A 21,651-nucleotide genomic window follows, 5' to 3' on the forward strand; every position below is an offset into this window, starting at 1 on the left:
CCTTTCGATTGTGAACGCGCGTTTACAAGACGGAGAAAAAATTCCCTCGGGGCAAGGGATTTTTCCGTAGCTATAGCTATACTCTACTTCTTAGGCGGCTGACAGGAATCTCTGGTGATCAGACGCGCCGGGAAACTGATGGTGCTGAAGGTAGGCTGCTGTGAATCACATAGCTCAATGACCTTCTCGACAGCGGCTTTGGACATTTCATAAATCGGCAGACGGACGGAGGTCAGCTTAGGATGAATCCGCGCAGCAAGCTGCACATCGTCGAACCCCGCAATGGAGATATCCTCCGGCACGGAAAGGCCATGCTCCGAGAACGCTTCCATCGCCGATATAGCCATATCGTCATTGGAAGAGAAGAAGGCAGTCGGCAGCGGGCCGCCGGAATCCAGCAGCTTCTTCACTTCCTGGTAGGCAGTCTCCTTGAGAAAATCACCCTGAAGGACAAAGTCCTGCTGCAGGGCAAGTCCATGGCGCTTCAGCGTATTCTCGTAAGCCATGTAGCGCTCCCGTCCGGAATAAGTATTCATCCGTCCGCAGATCATACCGATCTCCTTATGGCCGAGACCGATTAGGTACTCAATGGCTTCTACCGTACCTTCGTAATCCTTGGAATTCACAATAGCGAGATGGTTGCGGTCCAGATGCTCTGACATAATCTCCGAAATGTCATAATCGATCAGTACAAGCGGAGCGCCCAGACCCACCATCTCCCGTACAATCTCGATATCCTTCTGGGTGCCGACAATGATGCCTCCGTCAATCCGTTTCTGGAGGAAGGCCTGCTTGACCTTCAGGAAGTCGTCGGGCGAATAGACGGTGTGAATCAGAACATAACAGCCGCGGGCATTCGACGTATCTACCACAGCATCGACGAACGGGGCGAAGTAATTATTCTGATAGATCCGCGTCGCATTCTCCTTCTCGTTCATACTGATGGCAAACAGCCCGATCGTGTCGGTCTTCTTGCCGGCCAGAGCCCGGGCGAAGCTGTTCGGCTCGTACTGATGCTGCTCAATCACCTTCAGCACCTTGGCCCGGGTCTCTTCAGGGACATTGGAATAATTGTTGATCACACGGGATACGGTGCTTCGCGAAACCCCGGCTAGCTTGGCAATATCTTCGCTTCGCATAAGGTACCCCCTCTAATTGTAAACGCGCGTTTATGAGTTTATTGTAAAATAAACCGGCCTGGAGGTCAATCGTTTGCCGGAAGATTTTAGTTTGAAATAGGCTCTTTACTTTGCATTGCTTACACAAATGTGCCAAACTTGTTATGATAAGGATATAGACTTATATCATGTTGAATTAGGGGGTTGTAAGCTGTGTATATGACAGGTTTTGGGTCCTTGCTCGCTGGAGGATTCAGTATTTTTGCTCTTTTGCTCTGGTTCACTTGTCTGGGTATGGGGATTTATTTATTTGTTCTGGTGGTGAAGCTTGCACGCAGGGGAATCATCGCGCTGGACTTGTACAACCACTCCAAAAATCTGGAGATCCGCGAACGTTACGAATCCGTTGGGCGGAGAGATGATTTCTGAATGATTGCATCTGATTGCAGGATTGATTATACTCCGAATATGAAATATTCAAATTTGTCATATCTGGAGAGGAGTTTGAGCGAATGAAGAAGAAGATGACTGCTGCGCTGACTGCATTTGCTGTACTGGGAGGAATGGGCACAGGTGTGTATGCCGGAGCCAATCTGCAGGAGATCAAGGCATTTCTGAATCCAAGCATCAAATTTAAGATGAACGGCCAGCCCGTACAGCTTAAGAATGGCAGCGGTGCAGTAATTGCCCCAATTTCCTATAAGGACACAACGTATCTGCCAGTCCGTTCCGTATCTGATCTGCTCGGGGTTACCGTCAAGTTCGATGCGGCAACGAATACGATCTCTCTGGGAGAACAGACATCGGGCGTACCGATCGCAACAGGTTTTGATGATATGTATCACACCAAAGATCCGGGCAAAACGGTCTTCAAGGACAAGGATTACAAGGATGTCTTCTTCGACAACGCCAGCGGTGACCGCGGCACTTCATTCATGCTCCACCCGGACAAAAAATATCAGAAGCTTTATCTCCAGGTAGCCGCAATCGGCGGGGAGATTAAAGACTTTGCGGTACAAGACAGCGACACCAACACTGTGCTGAAGAAGCAGACCATTGACCCGGCAAACGGGCTTACTACCATCGAAGTAGATATTGCCGGAGTAAGTAGCCTATATGTCAACGGAGATGTAAAGAATGGAACAACGGTCTTCGTTCCGCTTACGACATCGTATTATAAATAAATTTCCGAACTTATATATCATTCATGCATGCCCCGGAAGCCTTGGTTTCCGGGGCATCTTTTTGTCTATTCGTTGTTTTGAGGAAGAAAATAATGGGTATTATCCGGTAAGCCGGTGAATCTAACTGGCCATGTAACTGTTGAATGAATTAATGAGGAGTGAGAAGATGTACACCAAAAAACTAATAATGACCTTATCCTTGACGTTGTTCCTATTGGCCCTCAGCGCCTGCGGTAATGCCGAGGATAAGCCATCCACCGAATCGATGCAGACCACTGCACCGACAGCAGAGAATGTGCAGACTCCAGCGCCGACAACAGAGGCCGAACAGACTGCAGCACCAACGGCGGAGCCGGAGCAGACGCCTGAGCCGTCAACCGGAGGTAACGATACAGCCGCAGGTTCCACGGAGCTTCCGAAATATCTGCCGGAGGACTTCCCGATGCCGGAGAATGTAACAGAGACTGTCCTGTCCACTACGGCGGAGGACGAGGGCAAGAAGTCAGCCATGCTGATCTTTAGAACAACCGACAGTATGGAATCGGTAACGAAGCTGTATGATGATTATCTGGCCTCTAAGCTGGGCGATCAGTCCGTGAAGACCATTGACCCTAAGAACCTGATTATCCAAGGCACGACCAAGGACAACAAGCAGAGCTGGTCGATTATTGGCGGTCCGCTGGCATCCCAGGAGGGGGTCGTGGAACTGACTGTAAGCTGGTCTGAAATTTAATACGGACAGCCAAGCTGCTGTACCCAGAGGAAATCCGTTGAGACTCGATTCAGAGCAGTCAACGGATGTTTTTTTGTAATTGGGCAAAAAGTGTCGAATTTTGTATTTAAGTAGTATACGTCAGGCATGGTGGAGTTATATAATTATTCTTGTGAATGAAATTAGTCAGGCGGTGTAAATGGTGTGTCGTGGGAACCTGTAGGCTTTATGTTTTTCTCAACAATAGAGACGTTTGCGCTCTATTATCTGATTATGTCTCTCTATAGATTCAAATGGAGATGGTACATATGGCAGGCTTTATTCGTGATCTTGCTGAACAATCTGCAAAGCTATCTCTTACGCAATGAACTAGGTATGTCGAATGTCGCACCACTTGTTTTAATCTTAATTTTTATCTTCTTCTTCGCTGCGGTGGTGAGGATGCCGCTGATTTTATCCATCATCGCAACGATATCGGGATTTGCTATTTTCGCTGGGATTCAGACGCTGCTCATCCTGCTTATTTTCGGCTCCATTTCGAATGTGGGTAGTACGGCCAACGGATATTTTCTGCAGGTGGCGACTGCGGCAGTTGTGTTTGGTATCTTTGGGTTTCTGTACCGCAGAGGCAAGGGCTTCACATTCGATTTGGATAAACTCCGCTTTAAGATAGAGGATATCCTGCTGTCCGTGCTGATATTTGCATTCGTCATCGGAGTATCTGGCCTACTCTACTTTAATGATATTCTGCTAAATGCCGTGATTTTCCTGGTGATGTCTGTATTCCTTCTATATTATTCCACCCGGAGGGAGCGGGAAGATGCTTGAATTCATGTCCGGCAAACTGGCATTTACGATTAAAAATATCGTTCCAGAGCACCCGGCATCCTACGCTGTCCTGAAGTTTGCTATTAGTGTAGTGCTTAATGTGGTGTTTATTATTGGGCTGACACTGGTAGTGTCCCTTTTAACGGGCAGGACAAGTGAAGCTCTGCAGATTCTGATCTCCTTTGCCTTATTACGTCAGGTGTCCGGCGGGGCCCATCTCAGGTCAGGTATAGCCTGTGTCTTGTTTACGGTAAGCATGTTCACGGTCCTGTCCTTTGTGGAGCTTAGCTCCTTCTACGTTATGTTATTGAATGCAGCTAGTCTGCTAGTGGTTCTATGGCTGGCGCCCATTGGGATTGAACGACAAACGCGGATTTCCAAGCGGCACTGGCCTAAGCTGAGAATCGTGGCGTTACTGCTAGTAGCTTCCAATATCGTCGTAGGATCACCTGTCATCGCGGCCAGCTTTTTGGCTCAATCCATCAGTCTGATTATAGCTAGAAGGGAGGTGGAAATCTGACAATGAGAGCTTTGCAGCGCAAAGTAGTGTATAAGCTTGCTTCTGGTTTGTCCGCCTTGGCTGCCCTTATCGTGTTGGTTACAGCGAGTGTATTCTACATTAACCAACCGGAGGTACCTGAAGAGTTACTTAAATAACATTGGAGTTGATCCCTTTGAGCACGATATCTGTTACTAGAGACACAGAGGGAAACACTGGTGTATTCTCACTCGATATTGCAAAAATAACTTTTATGGAATTTGAACGGACTATCTATCGGATCATTGTCCATACGTACGATCAAACCTTTTATACAGTAGGTACGCTGAAATATTGGCTCAATACCCTGGCCAGTTCAGGATATAATTTCGTTCTAGCAGATAGAAACACGTTAATTCAGGTTTCTAACATTATCCAATTGGATAAGACGTTTCATATTGCTTATTTTGGGGAAGATCACAGAGGAGTCGAGCAAAAGTGTTTTCTGTCAGAGAAGGGCTATAGAGAAATTTTAAAATACGTAAAGACATCCGAATCGGATATTATATTAGTGGAGCTGCCCCAGTGGTAGCTTTATTTTTTTGGAGGTTTGTATATAAAATAAGGCTGACCCTGCGCAGTGCATTCTGTAGCGCCTGGGTCCAGCCTTTATTCGGTTAGCTTAGTCTGTAGCTAATTTGGAATACATACACAGATCAATGAAGCTTCCTTTGGAACGCTCACTCTGCCTCAATATTCCTTCCAGCGAAAAGTTTAATTTCTGCAGTACCTTAATAGAATTGATATTAGCAGGCTGGGCCTTTGCTTCTATTCTATTGAAGCCCAGTGTATCAAACGCATAATCTATTAGTGCGCGAAGGGCTTCAGGCACATATCCTTTTCCCCAGCATTCGCGGCTAAGGTCATAACCAATCTCTGTCTTGGCATTGTCATAGTCCAGCGTATTGAAACCACAGGAGCCGATAATCCGGCCGGATTCTGCTTCTGTAATGGAATAGCGGATCGCCTGATTCTCGGTGGCTAACTTACCCAGCAGCTCAATCATTTCCACGGCCTGACTCTCATCCGTGAAGCTGCTGATATTCATGAACCGGGTGACTTCAGGATCGGACCAGATCGGGAACAGGCTGGCTGAATCGGCGGTGCGCATTTGTCTTAATACTAATCTCTCGGTTTGTAATTCTGTAATCATCAATAAGTTACCTCCATTAAATATATATGGTATTGGTGAGGTACAACTATTGATATCTGCGCATAGTTCAGTCCTTTCCGTGTGTAAGCTGCCTCTATTATATCAGGACCGCTTCAACAAATCTTCATAATGAAGGGTACTTTGCTTGGTGGCCACTTCTAATCTATCAACATATCTTATGTATTGTGAGAGCGAAGTCAACCTAGGGATTTCGTTCCTCTCAAATATATTTTAGGAGGTATAGTTTATGCCACATAAACTATCGTCTACCCATCTGATTAACCAGGGAGATACTTCGATTTACTATCCAGGTACCTCTACCTCAGCTTTTACAGACTCTAATTTTTACAAAAAATGCGGGAAAACTGCAGCCGGTGGAGATATTAAGAAATATGGTTGTGCAATTTGCGCTCTTGGGATGTTTATTCTATATAAAGGCAGGTTGTCTAATGCAACCAAATCGAATGTGTATTATGCCGTTGTAGAAGCAACAACGAAAGGGACCAATAATGCTGCTGATTTCACGGCAAGTGGATTCACTGCAAAAATCGGAAGTCAGAGCATAGGTGTAACTATTACTCCGATTGCTGACGTTTCAGTGGAAGCAGAAAAAGGGAACATCTGCATGATGAGACTTGAACAAAACGGAAACTCCCACTATGTCATTGTGGACGGGCATAACTCCTCGGCTTCAAATTTTGATAAATATCTGGTGTGCGATCCTGACGGCGGTGTTCAAAAGACTCTGACAGCAACGATGCAGAAAAGAGGATTTTCGGTTAGTGCCTCTGTAATCACTGAGAGATATAAGCTTAGTTAAGAGCGTCATGATCGCCATTAATAGAGGCTGTGTGGGCATGTGCTCATGCAGTCTTTTTTTATAACTCTTACAATGGTAACCAAAGGTTTAATTTGGTGCGTGGATGCGGCCTGTTTCTTGTCGCGCCTACGATGGTAAACTTTAGATAAAAACATCTGGGAGGGCATTATGCGAAAAACAGTACTGGTATTATTGTTCTTGTTTGTATTGACCGCTTGTGCAAATTCAAAGGACGGGGTGACCACCAAACACTTAGCCATCCAAAAGGTGAATGATCATAAAGCCATTGTTGAGTATGGAATGAGCCGTGCGGAAGCGGAAGAGGTACTGGGCAAGGGGGAGGAGAAGGATATCGCCAATTCAGTCATGTATAGCTCTGGCGTAAGAATTATGTACCGTGAGGATACAGTGGCAGGCATTTCTCTGGGCGAGGAGTCGAAAGATGCGTATGAAACTGTTGGCGGTTTTAAAGTTGGCATGTCCAAGGATGACTTCAAACAAATCTATGGCGAGCAATATCTGAAGGATATGGAGAGAAACCTGGATTATGCTTACGATTCGATTAACAAGCGCTATTTGCAGGAGAAAGAATGGGTAGCGAAAGCTGAAGATGACACGAAAATATATGTAATTTCAGCCATGTTCAACGGTAAGGGTGAAGCAGACGCCGTTGTATTGGTGGATAAGCGAATGGCGATCACGCTTAGGTAAAAGGGGGGGGCTGAAGATCAAGCATGTGCTAGTATGTTTCTTTGAGCATTGGGGACAGAATAGCAATATAGGGACCTTAAAGGCTGGCTTTGTCTACAACGAGTAGTTCTGCCATGATATAATCAATGTATATGATTGGAGTGATAAACGGCTGAGGGCAAACGGATTAACATCGAAATGCAATTGTTCAATCCATACAATATGGAGAAGCGGACACTTTTCTACTGGAGCGAGATGTATTACCACCAGATTCAAAAAGGCGACGATTATAGTCAATTGAAGAAGTGTGTGACGATCAATATATTGAACTACTCCTGCCTGCCGAATGACCGCCATCATAATGTCTTTCGCCTGCGGGAAGATCATACCGGGATATCTCTTAACAATGATCTTGAGATACATGTGATGGAATTAACGAAGCTTGAGGAGCAGGCCGTTCCATTGACTGGTGGTCTGATTAACTGGTTATTATTCCTGAAGGGTGTCGAACAACCAAACTGGGAGGTGCTGACCATGAATGAGCCTATGCTAAAAAAAGCAATGGATACGCTGGAGTTCCTGAGTCAGGATGCCGCTACACGTATGGAATATGATGCCCGGATGAAGTATTTGCGGGATGAGGCGTCGCGGATGAACGGAGCGAAAGCAGAAGGACGAGCAGAGGGTGAACGAAAAAAGGCAGAGGCAATGGTGCGTGAACTTCTTGCTCTTGGAGTGGAAATTTCCATTATTGTTAGAGCCTCAGGCCTCTCAGAGCAAGAAGTTTTAAAGTTAAAGTCAGTTTGATAAGGCCATTGATAACAACGAAAAACGAAGCCGATCTTATGATCGGCTTCGTTTCTTTAAGGCTTTCCATATATAGGACGGATGGGGTTCGAACCCATGACCCCTACCCTGTCAAGATAGTGCTCTCCCGCTGAGCTACCGTCCTGCAACGAGATTTATAATAACACAGGACGTGAGGGAATGGCAAGAGATTTTTTAATACGCGATAGATGATACCGTTAAGCACGACCCTGTCACACCACCGCAGTGACAAAAACCCACGACACCCCATCCATATTAGTTTACAATAATGGTACTTTTTATGAAGCAAGGAGAGGACTGGGTGCTGGTTCGGCACCGTGAGCGGTCCACATGGGAATTTGCCGGCGGGCATATTGAGGCGGGTGAGGGTCCCGGGGAAGCTGCGGTAAGAGAGCTCTACGAAGAGACAGGTGCTGAAGAATATGAACTGCATCCGTTATGCATCTATTCGGTCAGTAGTGAAGACCTGGCAGAGAGCTACGGGATGTTGTATTATGCAGATGTCAAAAAGTTCGGGACTTTGCCCCCGTACGAAATGGCAGAGCTTCGAAGCTTCAGCGAGCTGCCGCAGGCGGTGACATACCCGGGGATTTACCCCACGCTATATGCAAGACTATGTGAATATCTGAAGCATCTGTGAATCAATTGTAATGCTGAAAGGAGGCCCAGCTCATGAGTTATGCGATTACGAGGTTTAAGTGTCTTGGCGACTACCTGAGATCACGCCGGGACCGTCTGCAGCCTGAAGCTGTGAGCTATGGAATCCGGGCCTGCCGGATACTCTTGCTTCTATAGCGAGTGAAGTGCTTAGTGATTTCGGAGGTCTGCCTGATTCTGAGCGCATAATGCTGCGTCTTCTGTTCCTGGATCTGGAGCTGCGCCGCCGGATGCTGAACTGGGAGGAGTTCTCTCTCTATTCAGTAGGAGTGTACAGAACTTATTATGATATGAACCTCAGGGACCCAAGGGAGACCCGGCCTATATCAAAAAATCCGTAGATGCCAGCCTCTATCATCTCGGCGCAGATTATATCGATCTGTACTATCAGCACGGTCCTGATCCGAACACCCCTATTGAGGAAACCGCCGGTACACTGACTGACCTCTTCAAGGCAGGGAAGATCCGCTATATCGGCTTATCCGAGGCTGCGCCCCGGCACAGCTGGCCCTAGCTTGGCTTCTTGCACAAGGAGAGCGGATTGTGCCGATTCCAGGCACGAAGCGGCTGGAGCGGTTACAAGAGAACCTCGGAGCGCTTCAGGTTACTTTGACGGCAGAGGACCTCGCCCGGATTGAGCAGATATCCCCGCAAGGGATTGCAGCCGGAGCGCGTTATCCCGGCCAGAACTAAAAGTCATCACACAGAGCGGACAGCCGCTGTGTATTCATCTATATTAATTTCCTGTAGCGTTCTTCTCTGTGCCGCTTGCTTTGGTGAGCGGTATGAGAGGCAGGACGCTTTTGTCTTTCATCCGCTCTATTTCCTCCTCTATGCGCTGCACCTCTATCCGCTCAAACAGTAATTCAAGCTCCAATATAGGCTGCTCTACCAGGACGGATACCGGGTGCCATACAGGCTGTTCTATGGACAGGAAGCCTCTAATCTTCTCGCAGGAGAAGGGGATGAACGGGTTCAGCAGGTTAGACAGATTGGCAATAATCTGAACACAAGTGTACAGAGTGTTGCCCCCGGCCGCAGGATCATGCTTGATCTGGAGCCACGGCTGCTGCTGATCGAAATACTTGTTGGCCTGGCGGATATGCGAGAAGATGAACTCCAGGGCTTCCTTGAAATGTCCGGCTTCAATTAACCTTCCTGCTTCCTTATACAGATGCTCCAGACTGCTAACCCATGCTTCGTCCAAGACTCCGTCTGGAACTCTGCCATTCCAGGACTTATTCACAAATGCGAGGCTGCGGTTGACGAAATTGCCGAACGCGCCCAGCAGCTCGCTGTTATGGCTGTAGATGAACTCTCTCCAGGAGAAGTCGGCATCCCGCTTCTCAGGGCCGTTCGCAGTCAGGAAATAACGGACCGAGTCGGGGCCATACCGGCTGAGAATATCCGGCACCCAGACCGCCCAATTGCGGCTGGTGGAGAATTTCTGCCCTTCCAGGGTCAGGTATTCAGAAGAGAAGATGCGGTCCGGCAGATGCAGCTCTTCAACTCCGAGCAGGATAGCAGGCCAGATCAGGCTGTGAAAAGGAATATTGTCCTTTCCGTGCACATAATAAGCAGTTGTAGGCGGCTGTCCCTCATTATCTTGGCCGGATGGTACGGACCAGAAATCCTCCCAGCGGCCCCCGGTTTCCGCCGCCCACTGCTTGCTGGCGGACAGATAGCCGCTGACGGCTTCGATCCAGACATAGATTTTCTTGTCTGTGAAGCCTTCGATGGGGACGTCCACGCCCCAGTCCAGATCGCGTGTTGCTGCGCGGTCCTGCAGGCCTTCCTGCAGATATCTGCGGGTTAGCCGGACGGCGTTGTCTCTCCAGCCCTGCGCGGAATTAGCATATTCTGTGAGTGCTTGCTGGAAGCTGGACAGCGACAGGTAGTAATGCTGAGTAGAGCGCAGCACAGGCGTAGAGCCGCAGACGGCACAGGTGCGCTCCAACAGATCCACCGGATCGAGAATCGTTGAACAGTAATCGCATTGGTCCCCCCGGGCCTGCTGTCCGCAGACCGGGCAGAGGCCATTGACATAACGGTCCGGCAAGAAGCGCTGGTCCTGCTCACAATAGCACTGGAGAGTGGATTTCTGGTACAGATACCCGTGATCCAGCAGCTTAAGGAACAGCTCCTGCACCGTCCTGTGGTGATGTGCCTGATCGGTCCGGGTATACAAGTCATAGGTGAAGCCTAAGGCACGGAAGCAATTGGCGAACTCCTTATGATACCTGCTGGCGAATTCACCCGGCGATACACCCTCCTGCGCCGCCTGTACAGCAACGGGGGTACCGTGGCAGTCACTGCCGGATACATAGAGTACAGCATCGCCTTTGGCACGGTGGTAGCGGGCCAGAATATCTCCCGGAAGAATGCTGGCGAGTCTGCCCAGATGCAGGGAGCCGTTGGCATAAGGCCAAGCCCCTCCGATAAAAATGTTAGTCATATTTCTCTCCTCCTCAAATTTTGTGGACGCAAAAAAGGCACTCATCCCCTAAAGGGACGAGAGCCTGTGCTCACGTGTTACCACCCAAATTCATCAATGCCTCGCGGCACCCACCTCTTCAGGTACGTCCGCAGAAAAAAGCGGGTATACCCTAGCATGGTAACGGATGCAGGTTCCGGCGCAGCCTACGACCCGTTCATGCCGGGGTTCGGTGCGCAGCTCTGAGACCATATTCCCGAGGGTTTTCTTTGCTCCTTTTCACCGGCCGGAGCTCTCTGTGGAAGAATTGCCAGGGTACTCTTTCTCTTCGCAGCTATTGTGGTTATCCTAATTACTGGATATCATATATGCAAGCCGGGAGATTTGTCAACATCATAAGGATATTTGCAATCCACCGTACTCCTGTGCGACAGTAGAGAGTAAGGGCAAACGGGAAGCAGAGGAATGCCTGATCCGTAGCCTGGAAGTGAAGCGACACAGAGATCAAAAGGAGATTGAGACTATTGCAGGAAAACAAACAGGAGAAAAAAAGCTCGGGCGCATGGGGATGGCTGGGCAGCGGGGCGGTATTGCTTCTGCTCAAGGGAAAAGCCATTATCTCTCTGCTTAAGCTGGGTAAAATCGCAGGTCCGCTGATCTCCATGATGGTATCGATCTGGGCTTATGCACTAATTTCGCCATGGCAATTCGCTGTGGGCTTCGTTGCGTTATTATTCGTTCATGAGATCGGCCATGTTATCGCTGCCAAGCGGATCGGACTGCCGGTAAGCGCACCGCTGTTCATTCCTTTTATGGGCGCACTGATTACGATGAAGAAGCAGCCGCTGGATGCCAGAGAGGAAGCTTATGTCGCTTTTGGCGGCCCTATATTGGGGAGTGTCGGCGCGCTGATCGTGTTCGGAGCAGCCTATTATTATCATAGCCCCTTGTTATATTCACTGGCTTACATCGGCTTCTTTCTTAACCTGATTAACCTGCTGCCGATCCATCCGCTGGACGGGGGGAGAATTGCCACGGCCGTTACACGCTGGTTATGGCTGGTAGGGCTCATTGGAGGATTAGCTGTAATCATCTATCTGAAATCTATCCTGTTCGGCATCATCTGGGTAATGTTCGCTTATGATATGTATAAGAAGTACATCAGCCGGCGTACGAAGAATCAGATGCATACTGTGCTCAAAAGCTTCCTGATCCCCATCGAGGATCTGCAGAATCAAGGGTATCTGATCCCCGGGCCCGAGCATAAGCGGGAGCTGCCGTTCACCACCTACAGTGATTTGAACCGCCAGCAATTCGTCGGGGTACGCTGGGATAACCTGGATTACTATGGAACGACAACCATGCCGGTGCAGTCTCTGATCGGAAAAGTCAAAGTCGTGCAGCTCGACCAGCTGTATGTGGATGCCAGCCTTCATATGAAGATGACCTGTGAGATCAGCTTCACGGTATATGACAATGATAAATATTATGAGGTGCCGGCGGCCACCCGCTGGAGATATGGTGCTGCGTATTTTGTGCTTGCCGGAGTTCTCGGGGGCATGATGTATCTTGTCCATGTGGTCGGCAATGTAAATCTGTAAGGATCGTTTATGAACCTCCCGATTCGTCAAAGCTGTAAAGAGCCAAGAAGGAAGAGGGGGTTCACTATGCGTATGGCAAGAATAGGCTTCATAGGGATTGGAGCATGTCTCCTTCTGGGGATCGCCGGATGTACGGCAGGCAAGCAGGTTCCTGAATATACGGATGTTCACAGCATGACCGGACTGGACGGGAGCCTGAATTCACGGGATAGCCTGACCTCGCCGGTTCTGCGGGATGTGTATGATAACTCGATTCCCGAGGAGGTCTATGACACGCCCTGAGTACAGTGTTCAGCGGTTCCTTGCCCGGAAGCTCTCAGGCTCTATACAGGATATTAATAATTCTGTATAATGCTCCATATTGATTGGACCTACAGAGAGGAGCCAGGGAGATGGCAGTGGAGATCGTACATGTTACAACAGAGGAACAGCTGCAATTGGCGCTGGAGATCCGCAAGAAGGTATTTGTGGAAGAACAGAAGGTGCCGGTAGAAGAGGAAATCGACGAATATGATGCCATCAGTGAGCATGTGCATCATTTCCTGCTCATGGAGGGCGGGCAGCCGGCGGCAACCGGACGGCTGATCTATTATAAAGCGGACACCGCCAAGATGCAGCGGATTGCCGTTCAGGAGGCCTTCCGCGCCAAGGGATACGGACGTATCCTGCTGCTGGCTATGGAAGAACGGGCCCGTGAGCTGGGTCTGCAGGCGTCGATTCTGGATGCCCAGTGTCAAGCAGAAACCTTTTACAGCAAGCTCGGCTATGAAGTGATCTCCAAGGAGCCCTTCTATGATGCAGGGATTCTGCATGTAAGAATGAATAAGGCCCTGTAATCTGCCGGGTACATACTCTTTCGCTGCTATGGACAAGCTAGAGTCGAGCCAGGATAGATGGCTAATTCTAGTGCGAAGGAGACGATCCTAAGTGATGAATCAGGAACGGGAACGCTTTATTGCCGCCAAACGTAATGGTGACGGGGATCTGACCGGGTTCCAGACTTCGTCCGGGCGTGTGCTGGATTATCAGCAGGCACTCCAGGAAGTACAGTCCGGCAGCATCGAAGGGGTCAATGTATTTAAGGGCAAAGATGGCGAAATGTATATCCGCGGCGATGCAGACGGAGATCCTACGAACAATCTGGATCAGCTTCCGCAATTTTAGCCGGGCATAGATAACTGGGAGAACGGCCGGACAGGCGTCTTAATGGCGCTGAAGTCCGGCCGTTTCTATGTGCCCAGGAAGACGCGGGTTTCTCCAAAAATGCTTTGTTAAAGCCTGCTGTACAGGCCGAAACCGGTTGCAAGAGGGCTTGATTTTCTTTTCTTCTGCAAAAAGAAATAAATCCCTGAATTCTGCGCAACTTGTCAAAGGCTGAGCAGTATACATTAACAGCATGAATTATTTGGAGGGGCTTTACAATGAGATGGAGAAAAATTGCTCTGTGCACGGTTGTGTTTTTCATGATGGGAAGCTCCTATTTGTTCGCGGACGCTGTGAACCAGAAGATCAAAGTATGGAGCAATGGAAAGGAAATAGCCGATGGCGGCTATTTGATTGACGGCAAGACCTATATTCCTGCCAGGGAGGCCGGGGGGGTCGTCAGCTGGGACGGCTCGGGCAGAGTGACAATCCTCAAGCCGAATGTTCATATCGTACTGTTCAAAGGCGACACGGTATTCGGCAATGTCAACACAGGCAAGCTGAAGATGAAGATTCTAACGCAGGTGGACAGCCTGAAGGACAGCATCGCTGCCGTGAAGGTGGCAATCACTGACCCTTCCGGGAATGTGAAGGATATTCTCGAGGATGCCGGCGGCTCCAAGAATGAGGATTTCTGGTTCTCCACACCGGAGTTCACCTATGATTTCAAAGAACCGGGCAAATATAGCGTAGGCTTCTTCATGAAGGCATCGAGGAGCGGAGATTACATTCTTGTGTCCGAGAAGGTAGTTACGGCCTCATCCAAGAATTAAGTCCCTCCTGCAAATTGACCTGTACTTATCTTACGTGTTACGATACCAAATGTAGGATAATTCAATTAAAGTGAGGTATTACAATGAGCGATCACAAACATGAGCATGGCCATGAACATGGTGAAGCATGCGGTTGCGGACATGATCACGACCATGAGCACGAGGAGTTTGTGCTGACCTTGACGAACGAGCAGGGCGAAGATGTAGAAATGGTACTGGTGGAAACGTTCGATGTAGGCGAGAAGTTGTACGCCCTGCTGCTTGAGCGCGAGAATCCGGAAGCAGACGGAATCATCCTTCGTATGGAAGAAGAGGACGAGGAAATGGTTCTGTACAACATTGAAGATGAAGCTGAATGGAAAGCTGTTGAAGAAGCTTATAACGAGCTGCTTGCCCAGCAAGAATAGATTTCAGGCATTCATGCAAAACCCCGATACTCAATACGTATCGGGGTTTTGCATGTCGTATGCTATGGGACAAACCTTAGGAGATAGGCTCTGCTTCGACAATCACCTTTACATTGGTAATGCTGCGGTCCTCGGGTCCTTTGACAGGCAGTCCGATTTCTACATGGTCGATGATATAGTCGATATTATCCTGGGTAATAACTTCTCCAGGGAGAAGAATAGGAATTCCCGGCGGATAGACGTAGATGAATTCTGCAATAATGTAGCCTGCGGACTCCCGGAAAGGAACCAGCTGCGTATCTGCGTAGAAGGCATCTCTCGGGATCAGGGCCAGCTGCGGGATATTCGGCACCTGTACCTTAAGCTCATAGATTTCACCCTTGCTGTAATGGATCGCTGAGAGCACCTGCAAGGCCGCAAGCAGCTTATCTACCGATTCCTGTGTATCACCAGGGGTAATCAGGCAAAGAATATTATACATGTCGCTGAGTTCAACTTCGATGTTATACTTTTGCCGGAGCCAGTTCTCAGTCTCGTAACCGGTAATGCCCAGATGCCGGACATGGATGTTCAGCTTGGTCGGATCATGATTGAAGGTAGCTTCTGTTCCGAGAATTTCTTTGCCGAAGCTGTACAGCCCCTCGATCTCATTAATCGAATTACGGGCATAATTGGACAGGGCAATGGTTCTCGCCGCCATCTCATGACCGTTCAGGGCAAGGTTGCGTCTGGAGGTATCCAGAGAGGCAAGCAGAATATATGAAGTTGAAGTGGTGGTCAGCATGCTGAGAATGGTCTGTACCCGCTGTGGGTTGACAAGACCCGTCTTGGCATTGAGGTTCAGTACCGAGCTCTGCGTCATGGAGCCGCCCAGCTTATGCACGCTGGTTGCTGCCATATCAGCACCGGCCTGCATAGCCGATACCGGTAAATCCTCATGAAAATGAATCAGTACTCCATGTGCCTCGTCCACAAGTACGGGAACCCCGTAACTGTGGGCCAGGTCGACAATCGAACGCAGGTCGGCGCATACGCCAAAATACGTTGGATTGATAACGAGGACACCTTTGGCATCCGGATGGCGCCTCAAAGCCCGTTCGAGCGAGCTTGTGGTTATGCCGTGGTCTATCCCAAGATTCTCATCCTGTACAGGAGAGACGAAAATAGGCTTGGCTCCGGAGAAAATAATGGCCGACATCACCGATTTGTGAATATTGCGCGGCACAATAATTTTATCTCCTTCTGAGCAGACAGAGAGGATCATAGTCATGATGGCATTGCTCGTGCCTTGTACACTGAAATACGTGTAATCGGCGCCGAAAGCCTCTGCAGCCAGCTTCTGAGCTTCAAGAATAACCCCGGTGGGCTGATGAAGATCATCAAGCGGTGCAATATTGATCAAATCTATGGATAGAGCGTTATCGCCGATAAACTCACGGAATTCGGCATCGGTTCCTAGCCCCTTCTTATGTCCCGGAATATGGAATTGAACTGGATTTCCGGCGGCATGCTTTTTGAGAGCAGTGAAGAGGGGAGTAGCTTGTTGATTCATTTAATGCTGTCACAACCTTTCGCGAAGATTAGTTTTTGATTTCTTGCTGAAGCGGAAGTACCGTCCATTGGGACGGATTGGTCTTTTCTACTTAAGCAAGCAAGCATCAGTATAACAAATCAATCAACATAATACTAGGATGTGATGAAATGTCTGGCAAAGTAGCGCAACGTATGCATATCAGTTTAGCCTCACCGTTCATATTAGAAATGTGGATCATTATTTTCCTGGTCGAATTCGTCAAAGGATCGTTGCTGGTAGCCCTGCTGCCGGTCTATATGGAGAATATTCTCGGCCTCTCCGTAACGGTGGTCGGGTTCGCCTTCGCGCTGCAGTATCTCGGGGATAACCTCTTCCGCAGCCCGTTCGGCTGGGTGATGGAGCGGATCGGCTACCGCTGGACGATGACCGGGGCGCTGCTGCTGCTTGTCGTAGCTGTCGGGCTGATTATGTATGCCAAAGATGCCGTTAGCTTGTCCATCGCCTGTCTGATTCTGGGGATTGGCACCTCGCCGCTGTGGCCTTGCACGATGACAGGCATCACCGAGCTGGCGGGCTCTACCCAAAGCGGCAGCAGCGGCGCAGCTATGGGGGCGGTGGAGATGGCTTCGCTGGCCGGAACCGGAGTCGGTCCGATAATTGTCAACTTCATGATGGATCATGGCGGACAGGGCTACCGGACGGTCTTCCTCGTGCTGATGGGCTTCGCTGCTGCTGTTGTAGCCGTGGCGCTGTTCCTGCCCTCGAAGATCGGCGGCCATGCGCCGCGCGCTGTCCGCGAGATATCGGCGGAGGGGCCGCCGGTGCCGCGTAAGCCGGTAAAGCCCTTGCAGAGTCTGAAGCGGACCTGGCAGCAGGTCACTTCCTCCCTGAAGGTAAGCCGCCTGCTGTTCCCGGCATTGTTCCTGCAGGCTTTTGCGATCGGGCTTATGACGCCGGTGGTTACCTTGTTCGCACGCTCGGAGCTGCATGTCACCCCTAACCAGTTCAGCCTGCTGCTGATTGCCGGTGGAGGAATTACCGTGCTGACGCTTATTCCGGCAGGGAAGCTGGTCGATAAGGTCGGCACCTCCATCTTCCTCAATATCGGCTTCCTGCTGGCAGCCTGCTCCATGGCTTTCTTCTCACAGGTCCGCTGGCTGCCGCTGGCCTTCGTGGCGGTGGCGCTGGTCGGCATCAGCTATGCGTTGATTCTCCCGGCCTGGAACGCCTTCCTGGCCAAGCAGGTGCCTGAGGGCGAGCGCGGAACCGTCTGGGGGCTCTTCCTGACGCTGCAGGGCTCAGGCATGGTTGCTGGTCCGGTCGTGTCAGGCAAGCTGTGGGATACGGTCAGCCACGGTGCCCCTTTTCTGGCCAGTGCGGGAGTAATGGTTGTATTATTCGGCCTGCATCTGCTGATCGTCCACCGGACGAAGCTGAAGCACGCCAGGGCGCACTGAGTCCAGCAAGCACAGGGTAGTGAACCCTTTATGGAAATGCAAGAAGCCGCAGACCCCCTGAAAAGGAGGAGAAACGCGGCTTTATTGCTGTTTTTGCGCATAATAAGACTGGCCAATACCTCCTAATGCGGGTCCCGGCGTTTGGAAAAGGCCTAAAACGGGTAAAAATAGTCAATAAACCAAGTTACCGCTACATAATATGAAGTATAAAATAAGTGTAAGCCACACAAAGAATCAAGGTGCAAGCGGAGGTCCGGCAGTCTGTTCTACTCTTAGGTTAGGCCATGAAGCTGACTATGCTTAAATCAAGCAGTTAGGGGGGAGTGCCGTGAACAAAAACGATGAAGTGGAGTACTGTAATCTGGAGCTGCGGTTCGACAGACAGCATATCCAGGATCTAATCAAGGACCTGATCAAGGAAGGTTATTCCCTGTACTGGAGTGAGAACGAGAGTGTTTTTCTTATTTCGGTGCGCACCGGCCGCAAGCTTGTGAAGCTGCGCTTCCAGCGGATTAAGGACGGCTTCAAGCTGGTGGGAGACTACATGATCCGTGATGCGCGCCTGTCAGAATGGATGGAGAAGCTGATTGGGGATATGAGAGGTCATGCCGTTGTCAAGCGCTTCCGCGACCGTCAGATCATTATAGAGAATATTTTATTCGGTGAAGTCATCCGCCTGGTGGAGATTTCCGGTTATCAGCAGCGGGTGCTGTACCAGAAGGGGCCGCTGCTGTCGGATCAGGAGCTGACGAAGCTGTTCTACTCCATAGAGGGCGAAGAGCGAATCCGCGACCGCAGGCTTGCCGTGGATGAACAGCTCGATTTGCTAAATGAAGCTATGCGTGAGCGCGATACGGAAGCGGTCGCTGTTAGCACAGCGAAGCTTGAACAATTGACCAGGGAGCTGGCTGCGCTGGAGTGGTAGTGCGCTGAGTGAATAAATGCGATTAAGGGCATCCCATAGCGGGTGTCCTTTTATTGTGCCTTTCTGGAGGAGGGGGTTCACTTCTGCGCACAAAACCGTTAAAATAGTCATTGTGAGCAATTTCCCTGATGGATCGAAGTTTGTCAATGAAATTGATCTCTCTTTCGCAGGCAGAACTTTGCTGTCTCTGACAAAGGGTGGTATTCTAATACTGCGAGAAATGGATTTCACAAAAATACAGGGTGCAAAGGGTGGAGAACCAGATGTCAAAACAACAAATCGGCGTTATTGGCTTGGCGGTAATGGGCAAAAATTTGGCTCTTAACATCGAGAGCAAAGGCTTCAGCGTATCCGTGTTTAACCGTTCCCCGGAGAAGACACATGATCTGGTCGCAGAAGCAGCAGGCAAGAACCTGGTGGGCACGTTCTCCGTTGAAGAGTTCGTACAATCACTGGAAGTACCGCGCAAGATTCTAATCATGGTACAGGCAGGCCAGGCAACCGATGCTACAATCGAGCAGCTTCTGCCGTTCCTGGATCAAGGCGATATTATCATCGATGGCGGTAACGCTTATTTCCCTGACACGGTACGCCGCAGCAAATATCTTGAAGACAAAGGCTTCCGCTTCGTCGGCACCGGCGTGTCCGGCGGTGAAGAAGGCGCACTCAAGGGCCCTTCTATTATGCCAGGCGGTCAAGAAAGCGCGTATAAGCTGGTTGAACCTATTCTTACGGCGATTTCAGCCCACGTGGGCGGAGAGCCTTGCTGTACATATATCGGGCCGGACGGTGCAGGACACTATGTGAAAATGGTGCATAACGGCATCGAGTACGGTGACATGCAGCTGATTGGCGAAGCCTACCACCTGCTCAAGGACGTTCTGGGTCTGGATGCCAAGGAGCTGCATGGCACCTTCGCAGAATGGAACAACGGCGAGCTGGACAGCTATCTGATCGAGATTACGAAGGATATCTTCGCCCAGTATGACGAAGAGACCGGCAAGCCGATGGTAGACGTCATCCTTGATGCTGCCGGACAAAAGGGTACCGGCAAGTGGACAAGCCAAAGCTCGCTGGATCTCGGCGTGCCGCTGTCCATGATTACCGAATCCGTCTTCTCCCGCTTCCTGTCTGCTATGAAGGAAGAACGAGTTGAAGCCAGCAAGGTACTGAGCGGACCTCCTGTAGCTCCTTTCGACGGCGACAAAGCTGAATTCATCGAGAACGTGCGCAAAGCATTGTTCGCCAGTAAGATCGTATCGTATGCTCAGGGCTTCGCCCAGCTGCGTGTGGCTTCTGACGAATACGGCTGGAATCTGAAATACGGCGAGCTGGCCAAGATCTGGCGCGGCGGCTGCATCATCCGTTCCCGGTTCCTGCAGAACATCACAGATGCTTATGAGAGCAATGCAGAGCTGAAGAACCTCCTGCTTGATCCGTTCTTCAAGGATGTTATGGACAACTACCAGTCGGCATGGCGCAAGGTTATCGCTTCGGCTGTAACTCTGGGTATTCCGGTTCCGGGATTCTCCAGCGCCCTGGCGTACTACGACAGCTACCGTACAGAACGTCTTCCGGCGAACCTGCTACAAGCACAGCGCGATTATTTCGGCGCTCACACCTTCAAGCGTGTAGACAAAGAAGGCGTGTTCCACCACAACTGGCTGGCAGAGTAACAGGCAGCGTTCAGCTTATTGCTTAGGAACCCGAGATGCTTTCCGCTTTATGCGGAGGGCTTTCGGGTTTTTTTGCAAATTTGCCGCCATTGTGCAAACTTTTCACCCTGTGTTATGATATGACAAATGTCGCGGCTTGGAGGTAGTTATGGACGATCGAAATATCATTCTCGTCGGGATGATGGCTACGGGGAAATCCACAGTAGGCGCCATTCTGGCCGAGGAGCTTGACTATGAACTGATTGATCTGGATGCAGTGATTACCGGAAGAGAGGGCCGCAGTATTGCGGATATCTTTGCAGACGGCGGAGAGCAGGCATTCCGGAGCATTGAATCAGCGGTACTCCAGGAAATGCTACAGGGAGATCGTAGAGTGATCTCTACTGGCGGAGGGGCGGTGCTTGCGCCCGGAAATGCCGAAGTCATGCTGGAGCATGGATTCGTTGTGGCCCTTACAGCCTCGGAAGATACCATTATTGAACGGGTCAGCGGGGATGAGAACCGGCCGCTGCTCGCCGGCAATGCGGCAAACCGGGTCCGTTCCATTCTGGAACAGCGCAGGGAAGCTTACCGTTTCGCGCATTGCACGGTCGATACAACGGAGCTGAATGTGGCTGAGGTCTCGCAATACATTTTACTGCGTTACCGCGATTGAGCTTTTATGTGTGTTGGCGCTATGCATCAGGATGAAGCTTATTCCGCGCTGGTATCGTCCCACTCAATCATGCCGCCGCTCAGGTTAGAGCCTTGAATGCCGAATTGCTGCAGATATTCACATACCCGCTGGCTGCGGCTGCCGGAGCGGCAGATGAAGATGATCTCGGTATCAGCCCGAAGCTGCTCCGTCTGCTGCGGGATCTGGCCCATCGGGATGTGCTGCGCACCGGGAATCATGCCGAAGGCAACCTCATCGTCTTCACGGACGTCGATCAGTAGAAGTTCTTCGCCGGCAGCGAGTCGATTACGCAGCTCCTGCGGTGTAATTTGCGGAATTTCATTCATGTTAGTACCCTCTTTTCTGCCCGAATGGGAATGGACTTTCTTCACGCAATAATAACACAACTGCGGATTACCCTGTCAAACAGGACCGTACATACAGACTATATATTATGA

The 21,651-nt window shown here is 50.0% G+C and carries 24 protein-coding genes, 1 tRNA gene and 2 pseudogenes; 21 read left to right on the plus strand and 6 right to left on the minus strand.

The annotated features are described in order from the left end of the window. Positions 1 to 83: 83 nt before the first annotated feature. The gene (locus NST43_RS11415) at positions 84 to 1,139 is read right to left on the minus strand and encodes a LacI family DNA-binding transcriptional regulator (RefSeq protein WP_209985282.1); all 1,056 of its coding nucleotides are present in this window, start codon (positions 1,137 to 1,139) and stop codon (positions 84 to 86) included. A 198-nt stretch (positions 1,140 to 1,337) separates the two neighbouring features. Here NST43_RS11415 and NST43_RS11420 point away from each other — a divergent pair, with 198 nt between their 5' ends. The 5 genes from NST43_RS11420 (at position 1,338) to NST43_RS11440 (ending at position 4,362) form a co-directional block, all read left to right on the plus strand. After that, positions 1,338 to 1,547, plus strand: a complete 210-nt coding sequence (locus NST43_RS11420) for a hypothetical protein (RefSeq protein WP_339225395.1) — start codon at positions 1,338 to 1,340, stop codon at positions 1,545 to 1,547. Between the two features lie 83 nt (positions 1,548 to 1,630). Then, positions 1,631 to 2,302 (plus strand): stalk domain-containing protein, encoded by a 672-nt coding sequence (locus NST43_RS11425; protein WP_209985284.1) that lies wholly within the window; start codon positions 1,631 to 1,633, stop codon positions 2,300 to 2,302. Between the two features lie 187 nt (positions 2,303 to 2,489). Next, a complete protein-coding gene (locus NST43_RS11430) occupies positions 2,490 to 3,035 on the plus strand; it encodes a hypothetical protein (RefSeq protein WP_209985287.1) in 546 nt (181 codons plus the stop codon). Positions 3,036 to 3,344: 309 nt separating this feature from the next. Continuing rightward, positions 3,345 to 3,842, plus strand: coding sequence for a hypothetical protein (locus tag NST43_RS11435; RefSeq protein ID WP_209985290.1), 498 nt, complete (start codon positions 3,345 to 3,347; stop codon positions 3,840 to 3,842). Next, on the plus strand, positions 3,835 to 4,362 hold the full coding sequence (locus NST43_RS11440; protein WP_209985292.1) for an accessory gene regulator B family protein: 528 nt from the start codon (positions 3,835 to 3,837) through the stop codon (positions 4,360 to 4,362). Before NST43_RS11435 ends, NST43_RS11440 begins: the two co-directional genes overlap by 8 nt. 640 nt (positions 4,363 to 5,002) lie before the next feature. Here the strand turns inward: NST43_RS11440 and NST43_RS11445 are convergent. Beyond that, a complete protein-coding gene (locus tag NST43_RS11445) occupies positions 5,003 to 5,533 on the minus strand; it encodes a GNAT family protein (RefSeq protein WP_339224526.1) in 531 nt (176 codons plus the stop codon). A gap of 247 nt (positions 5,534 to 5,780) precedes the next feature. On the opposite strand from NST43_RS11445, the gene NST43_RS11450 reads away from it, so the two are divergent. The 3 genes and pseudogenes from NST43_RS11450 to NST43_RS11460 all read left to right on the plus strand — a co-directional run. After that, the gene (locus NST43_RS11450; RefSeq protein ID WP_209985303.1) at positions 5,781 to 6,353 is read left to right on the plus strand and encodes a hypothetical protein; all 573 of its coding nucleotides are present in this window, start codon (positions 5,781 to 5,783) and stop codon (positions 6,351 to 6,353) included. Positions 6,354 to 6,620: 267 nt separating this feature from the next. Then, a complete protein-coding gene (locus tag NST43_RS11455; protein WP_339224528.1) occupies positions 6,621 to 7,064 on the plus strand; it encodes a hypothetical protein in 444 nt (147 codons plus the stop codon). A 147-nt stretch (positions 7,065 to 7,211) separates the two neighbouring features. Next, positions 7,212 to 7,850 (plus strand): annotated as a pseudogene (locus NST43_RS11460) (Rpn family recombination-promoting nuclease/putative transposase); the annotation flags it as partial. 73 nt (positions 7,851 to 7,923) lie between these two features. Here NST43_RS11460 and NST43_RS11465 read toward each other — a convergent pair. Continuing rightward, positions 7,924 to 7,995 (minus strand) — tRNA-Val (locus tag NST43_RS11465). Between the two features lie 156 nt (positions 7,996 to 8,151). On the opposite strand from NST43_RS11465, the gene NST43_RS11470 reads away from it, so the two are divergent. From NST43_RS11470 to NST43_RS11480, 3 genes and pseudogenes are all read left to right on the plus strand, one after another. Then, positions 8,152 to 8,511 (plus strand): NUDIX domain-containing protein, encoded by a 360-nt coding sequence (locus NST43_RS11470; protein WP_339224530.1) that lies wholly within the window; start codon positions 8,152 to 8,154, stop codon positions 8,509 to 8,511. A 32-nt stretch (positions 8,512 to 8,543) separates the two neighbouring features. Continuing rightward, a complete protein-coding gene (locus tag NST43_RS11475; RefSeq protein WP_339224532.1) occupies positions 8,544 to 8,666 on the plus strand; it encodes a hypothetical protein in 123 nt (40 codons plus the stop codon). A gap of 172 nt (positions 8,667 to 8,838) precedes the next feature. Further along, a pseudogene (locus NST43_RS11480) lies at positions 8,839 to 9,221 on the plus strand (aldo/keto reductase); the annotation flags it as partial. Between the two features lie 43 nt (positions 9,222 to 9,264). Here NST43_RS11480 and metG read toward each other — a convergent pair. Then, on the minus strand, positions 9,265 to 10,983 hold the full coding sequence (metG, locus tag NST43_RS11485; protein ID WP_339224534.1) for a methionine--tRNA ligase: 1,719 nt from the start codon (positions 10,981 to 10,983) through the stop codon (positions 9,265 to 9,267). A gap of 503 nt (positions 10,984 to 11,486) precedes the next feature. Here metG and NST43_RS11490 point away from each other — a divergent pair. The 6 genes from NST43_RS11490 to NST43_RS11515 all read left to right on the plus strand — a co-directional run bounded on the left by NST43_RS11490 (position 11,487) and on the right by NST43_RS11515 (position 14,946). After that, the gene (locus NST43_RS11490) at positions 11,487 to 12,563 is read left to right on the plus strand and encodes a site-2 protease family protein (protein ID WP_339224535.1); all 1,077 of its coding nucleotides are present in this window, start codon (positions 11,487 to 11,489) and stop codon (positions 12,561 to 12,563) included. Positions 12,564 to 12,629: 66 nt separating this feature from the next. Further along, the gene (locus NST43_RS11495) at positions 12,630 to 12,845 is read left to right on the plus strand and encodes a hypothetical protein (protein WP_209985325.1); all 216 of its coding nucleotides are present in this window, start codon (positions 12,630 to 12,632) and stop codon (positions 12,843 to 12,845) included. A 110-nt stretch (positions 12,846 to 12,955) separates the two neighbouring features. Further along, entirely contained in the window at positions 12,956 to 13,399 is a 444-nt protein-coding gene (locus tag NST43_RS11500) for a GNAT family N-acetyltransferase (protein WP_209985328.1), read from the plus strand. Between the two features lie 91 nt (positions 13,400 to 13,490). Next, positions 13,491 to 13,727, plus strand: a complete 237-nt coding sequence (locus NST43_RS11505; protein ID WP_209985331.1) for a DUF3892 domain-containing protein — start codon at positions 13,491 to 13,493, stop codon at positions 13,725 to 13,727. Between the two features lie 257 nt (positions 13,728 to 13,984). After that, positions 13,985 to 14,539, plus strand: a complete 555-nt coding sequence (locus NST43_RS11510; protein WP_209985334.1) for a copper amine oxidase — start codon at positions 13,985 to 13,987, stop codon at positions 14,537 to 14,539. Positions 14,540 to 14,622: 83 nt separating this feature from the next. Then, positions 14,623 to 14,946 carry a DUF1292 domain-containing protein gene (locus NST43_RS11515; RefSeq protein ID WP_019911532.1) on the plus strand — a complete coding sequence of 108 codons (324 nt, stop codon included), beginning with the start codon at positions 14,623 to 14,625 and terminating at the stop codon, positions 14,944 to 14,946. Positions 14,947 to 15,022: 76 nt separating this feature from the next. Here NST43_RS11515 and NST43_RS11520 read toward each other — a convergent pair whose 3' ends face one another. After that, positions 15,023 to 16,498 (minus strand): aminotransferase class I/II-fold pyridoxal phosphate-dependent enzyme, encoded by a 1,476-nt coding sequence (locus NST43_RS11520; RefSeq protein WP_209985337.1) that lies wholly within the window; start codon positions 16,496 to 16,498, stop codon positions 15,023 to 15,025. A 173-nt stretch (positions 16,499 to 16,671) separates the two neighbouring features. Here NST43_RS11520 and NST43_RS11525 point away from each other — a divergent pair, with 173 nt between their 5' ends. The 4 genes from NST43_RS11525 to NST43_RS11540 all read left to right on the plus strand — a co-directional run bounded on the left by NST43_RS11525 (position 16,672) and on the right by NST43_RS11540 (position 21,193). Then, positions 16,672 to 17,937 carry an MFS transporter gene (locus NST43_RS11525; protein ID WP_339224538.1) on the plus strand — a complete coding sequence of 422 codons (1,266 nt, stop codon included), beginning with the start codon at positions 16,672 to 16,674 and terminating at the stop codon, positions 17,935 to 17,937. Between the two features lie 328 nt (positions 17,938 to 18,265). Beyond that, a complete protein-coding gene (locus NST43_RS11530) occupies positions 18,266 to 18,862 on the plus strand; it encodes a hypothetical protein (RefSeq protein ID WP_339224539.1) in 597 nt (198 codons plus the stop codon). 263 nt (positions 18,863 to 19,125) lie between these two features. Further along, positions 19,126 to 20,538, plus strand: coding sequence for an NADP-dependent phosphogluconate dehydrogenase (gndA, locus tag NST43_RS11535; RefSeq protein ID WP_209985344.1), 1,413 nt, complete (start codon positions 19,126 to 19,128; stop codon positions 20,536 to 20,538). Positions 20,539 to 20,686: 148 nt separating this feature from the next. Next, positions 20,687 to 21,193, plus strand: a complete 507-nt coding sequence (locus NST43_RS11540; protein ID WP_339224540.1) for a shikimate kinase — start codon at positions 20,687 to 20,689, stop codon at positions 21,191 to 21,193. A 38-nt stretch (positions 21,194 to 21,231) separates the two neighbouring features. On the opposite strand, the gene NST43_RS11545 is transcribed toward NST43_RS11540, so the two are convergent. Then, entirely contained in the window at positions 21,232 to 21,540 is a 309-nt protein-coding gene (locus NST43_RS11545; protein WP_339224541.1) for a rhodanese-like domain-containing protein, read from the minus strand. Positions 21,541 to 21,651: the final 111 nt, after the last annotated feature.

This window comes from Paenibacillus sp. FSL H8-0332, assembly GCF_037963835.1.
Taxonomy (GTDB): Bacteria; Bacillota; Bacilli; order Paenibacillales; family Paenibacillaceae; genus Paenibacillus_AQ; species Paenibacillus_AQ rhizoplanae.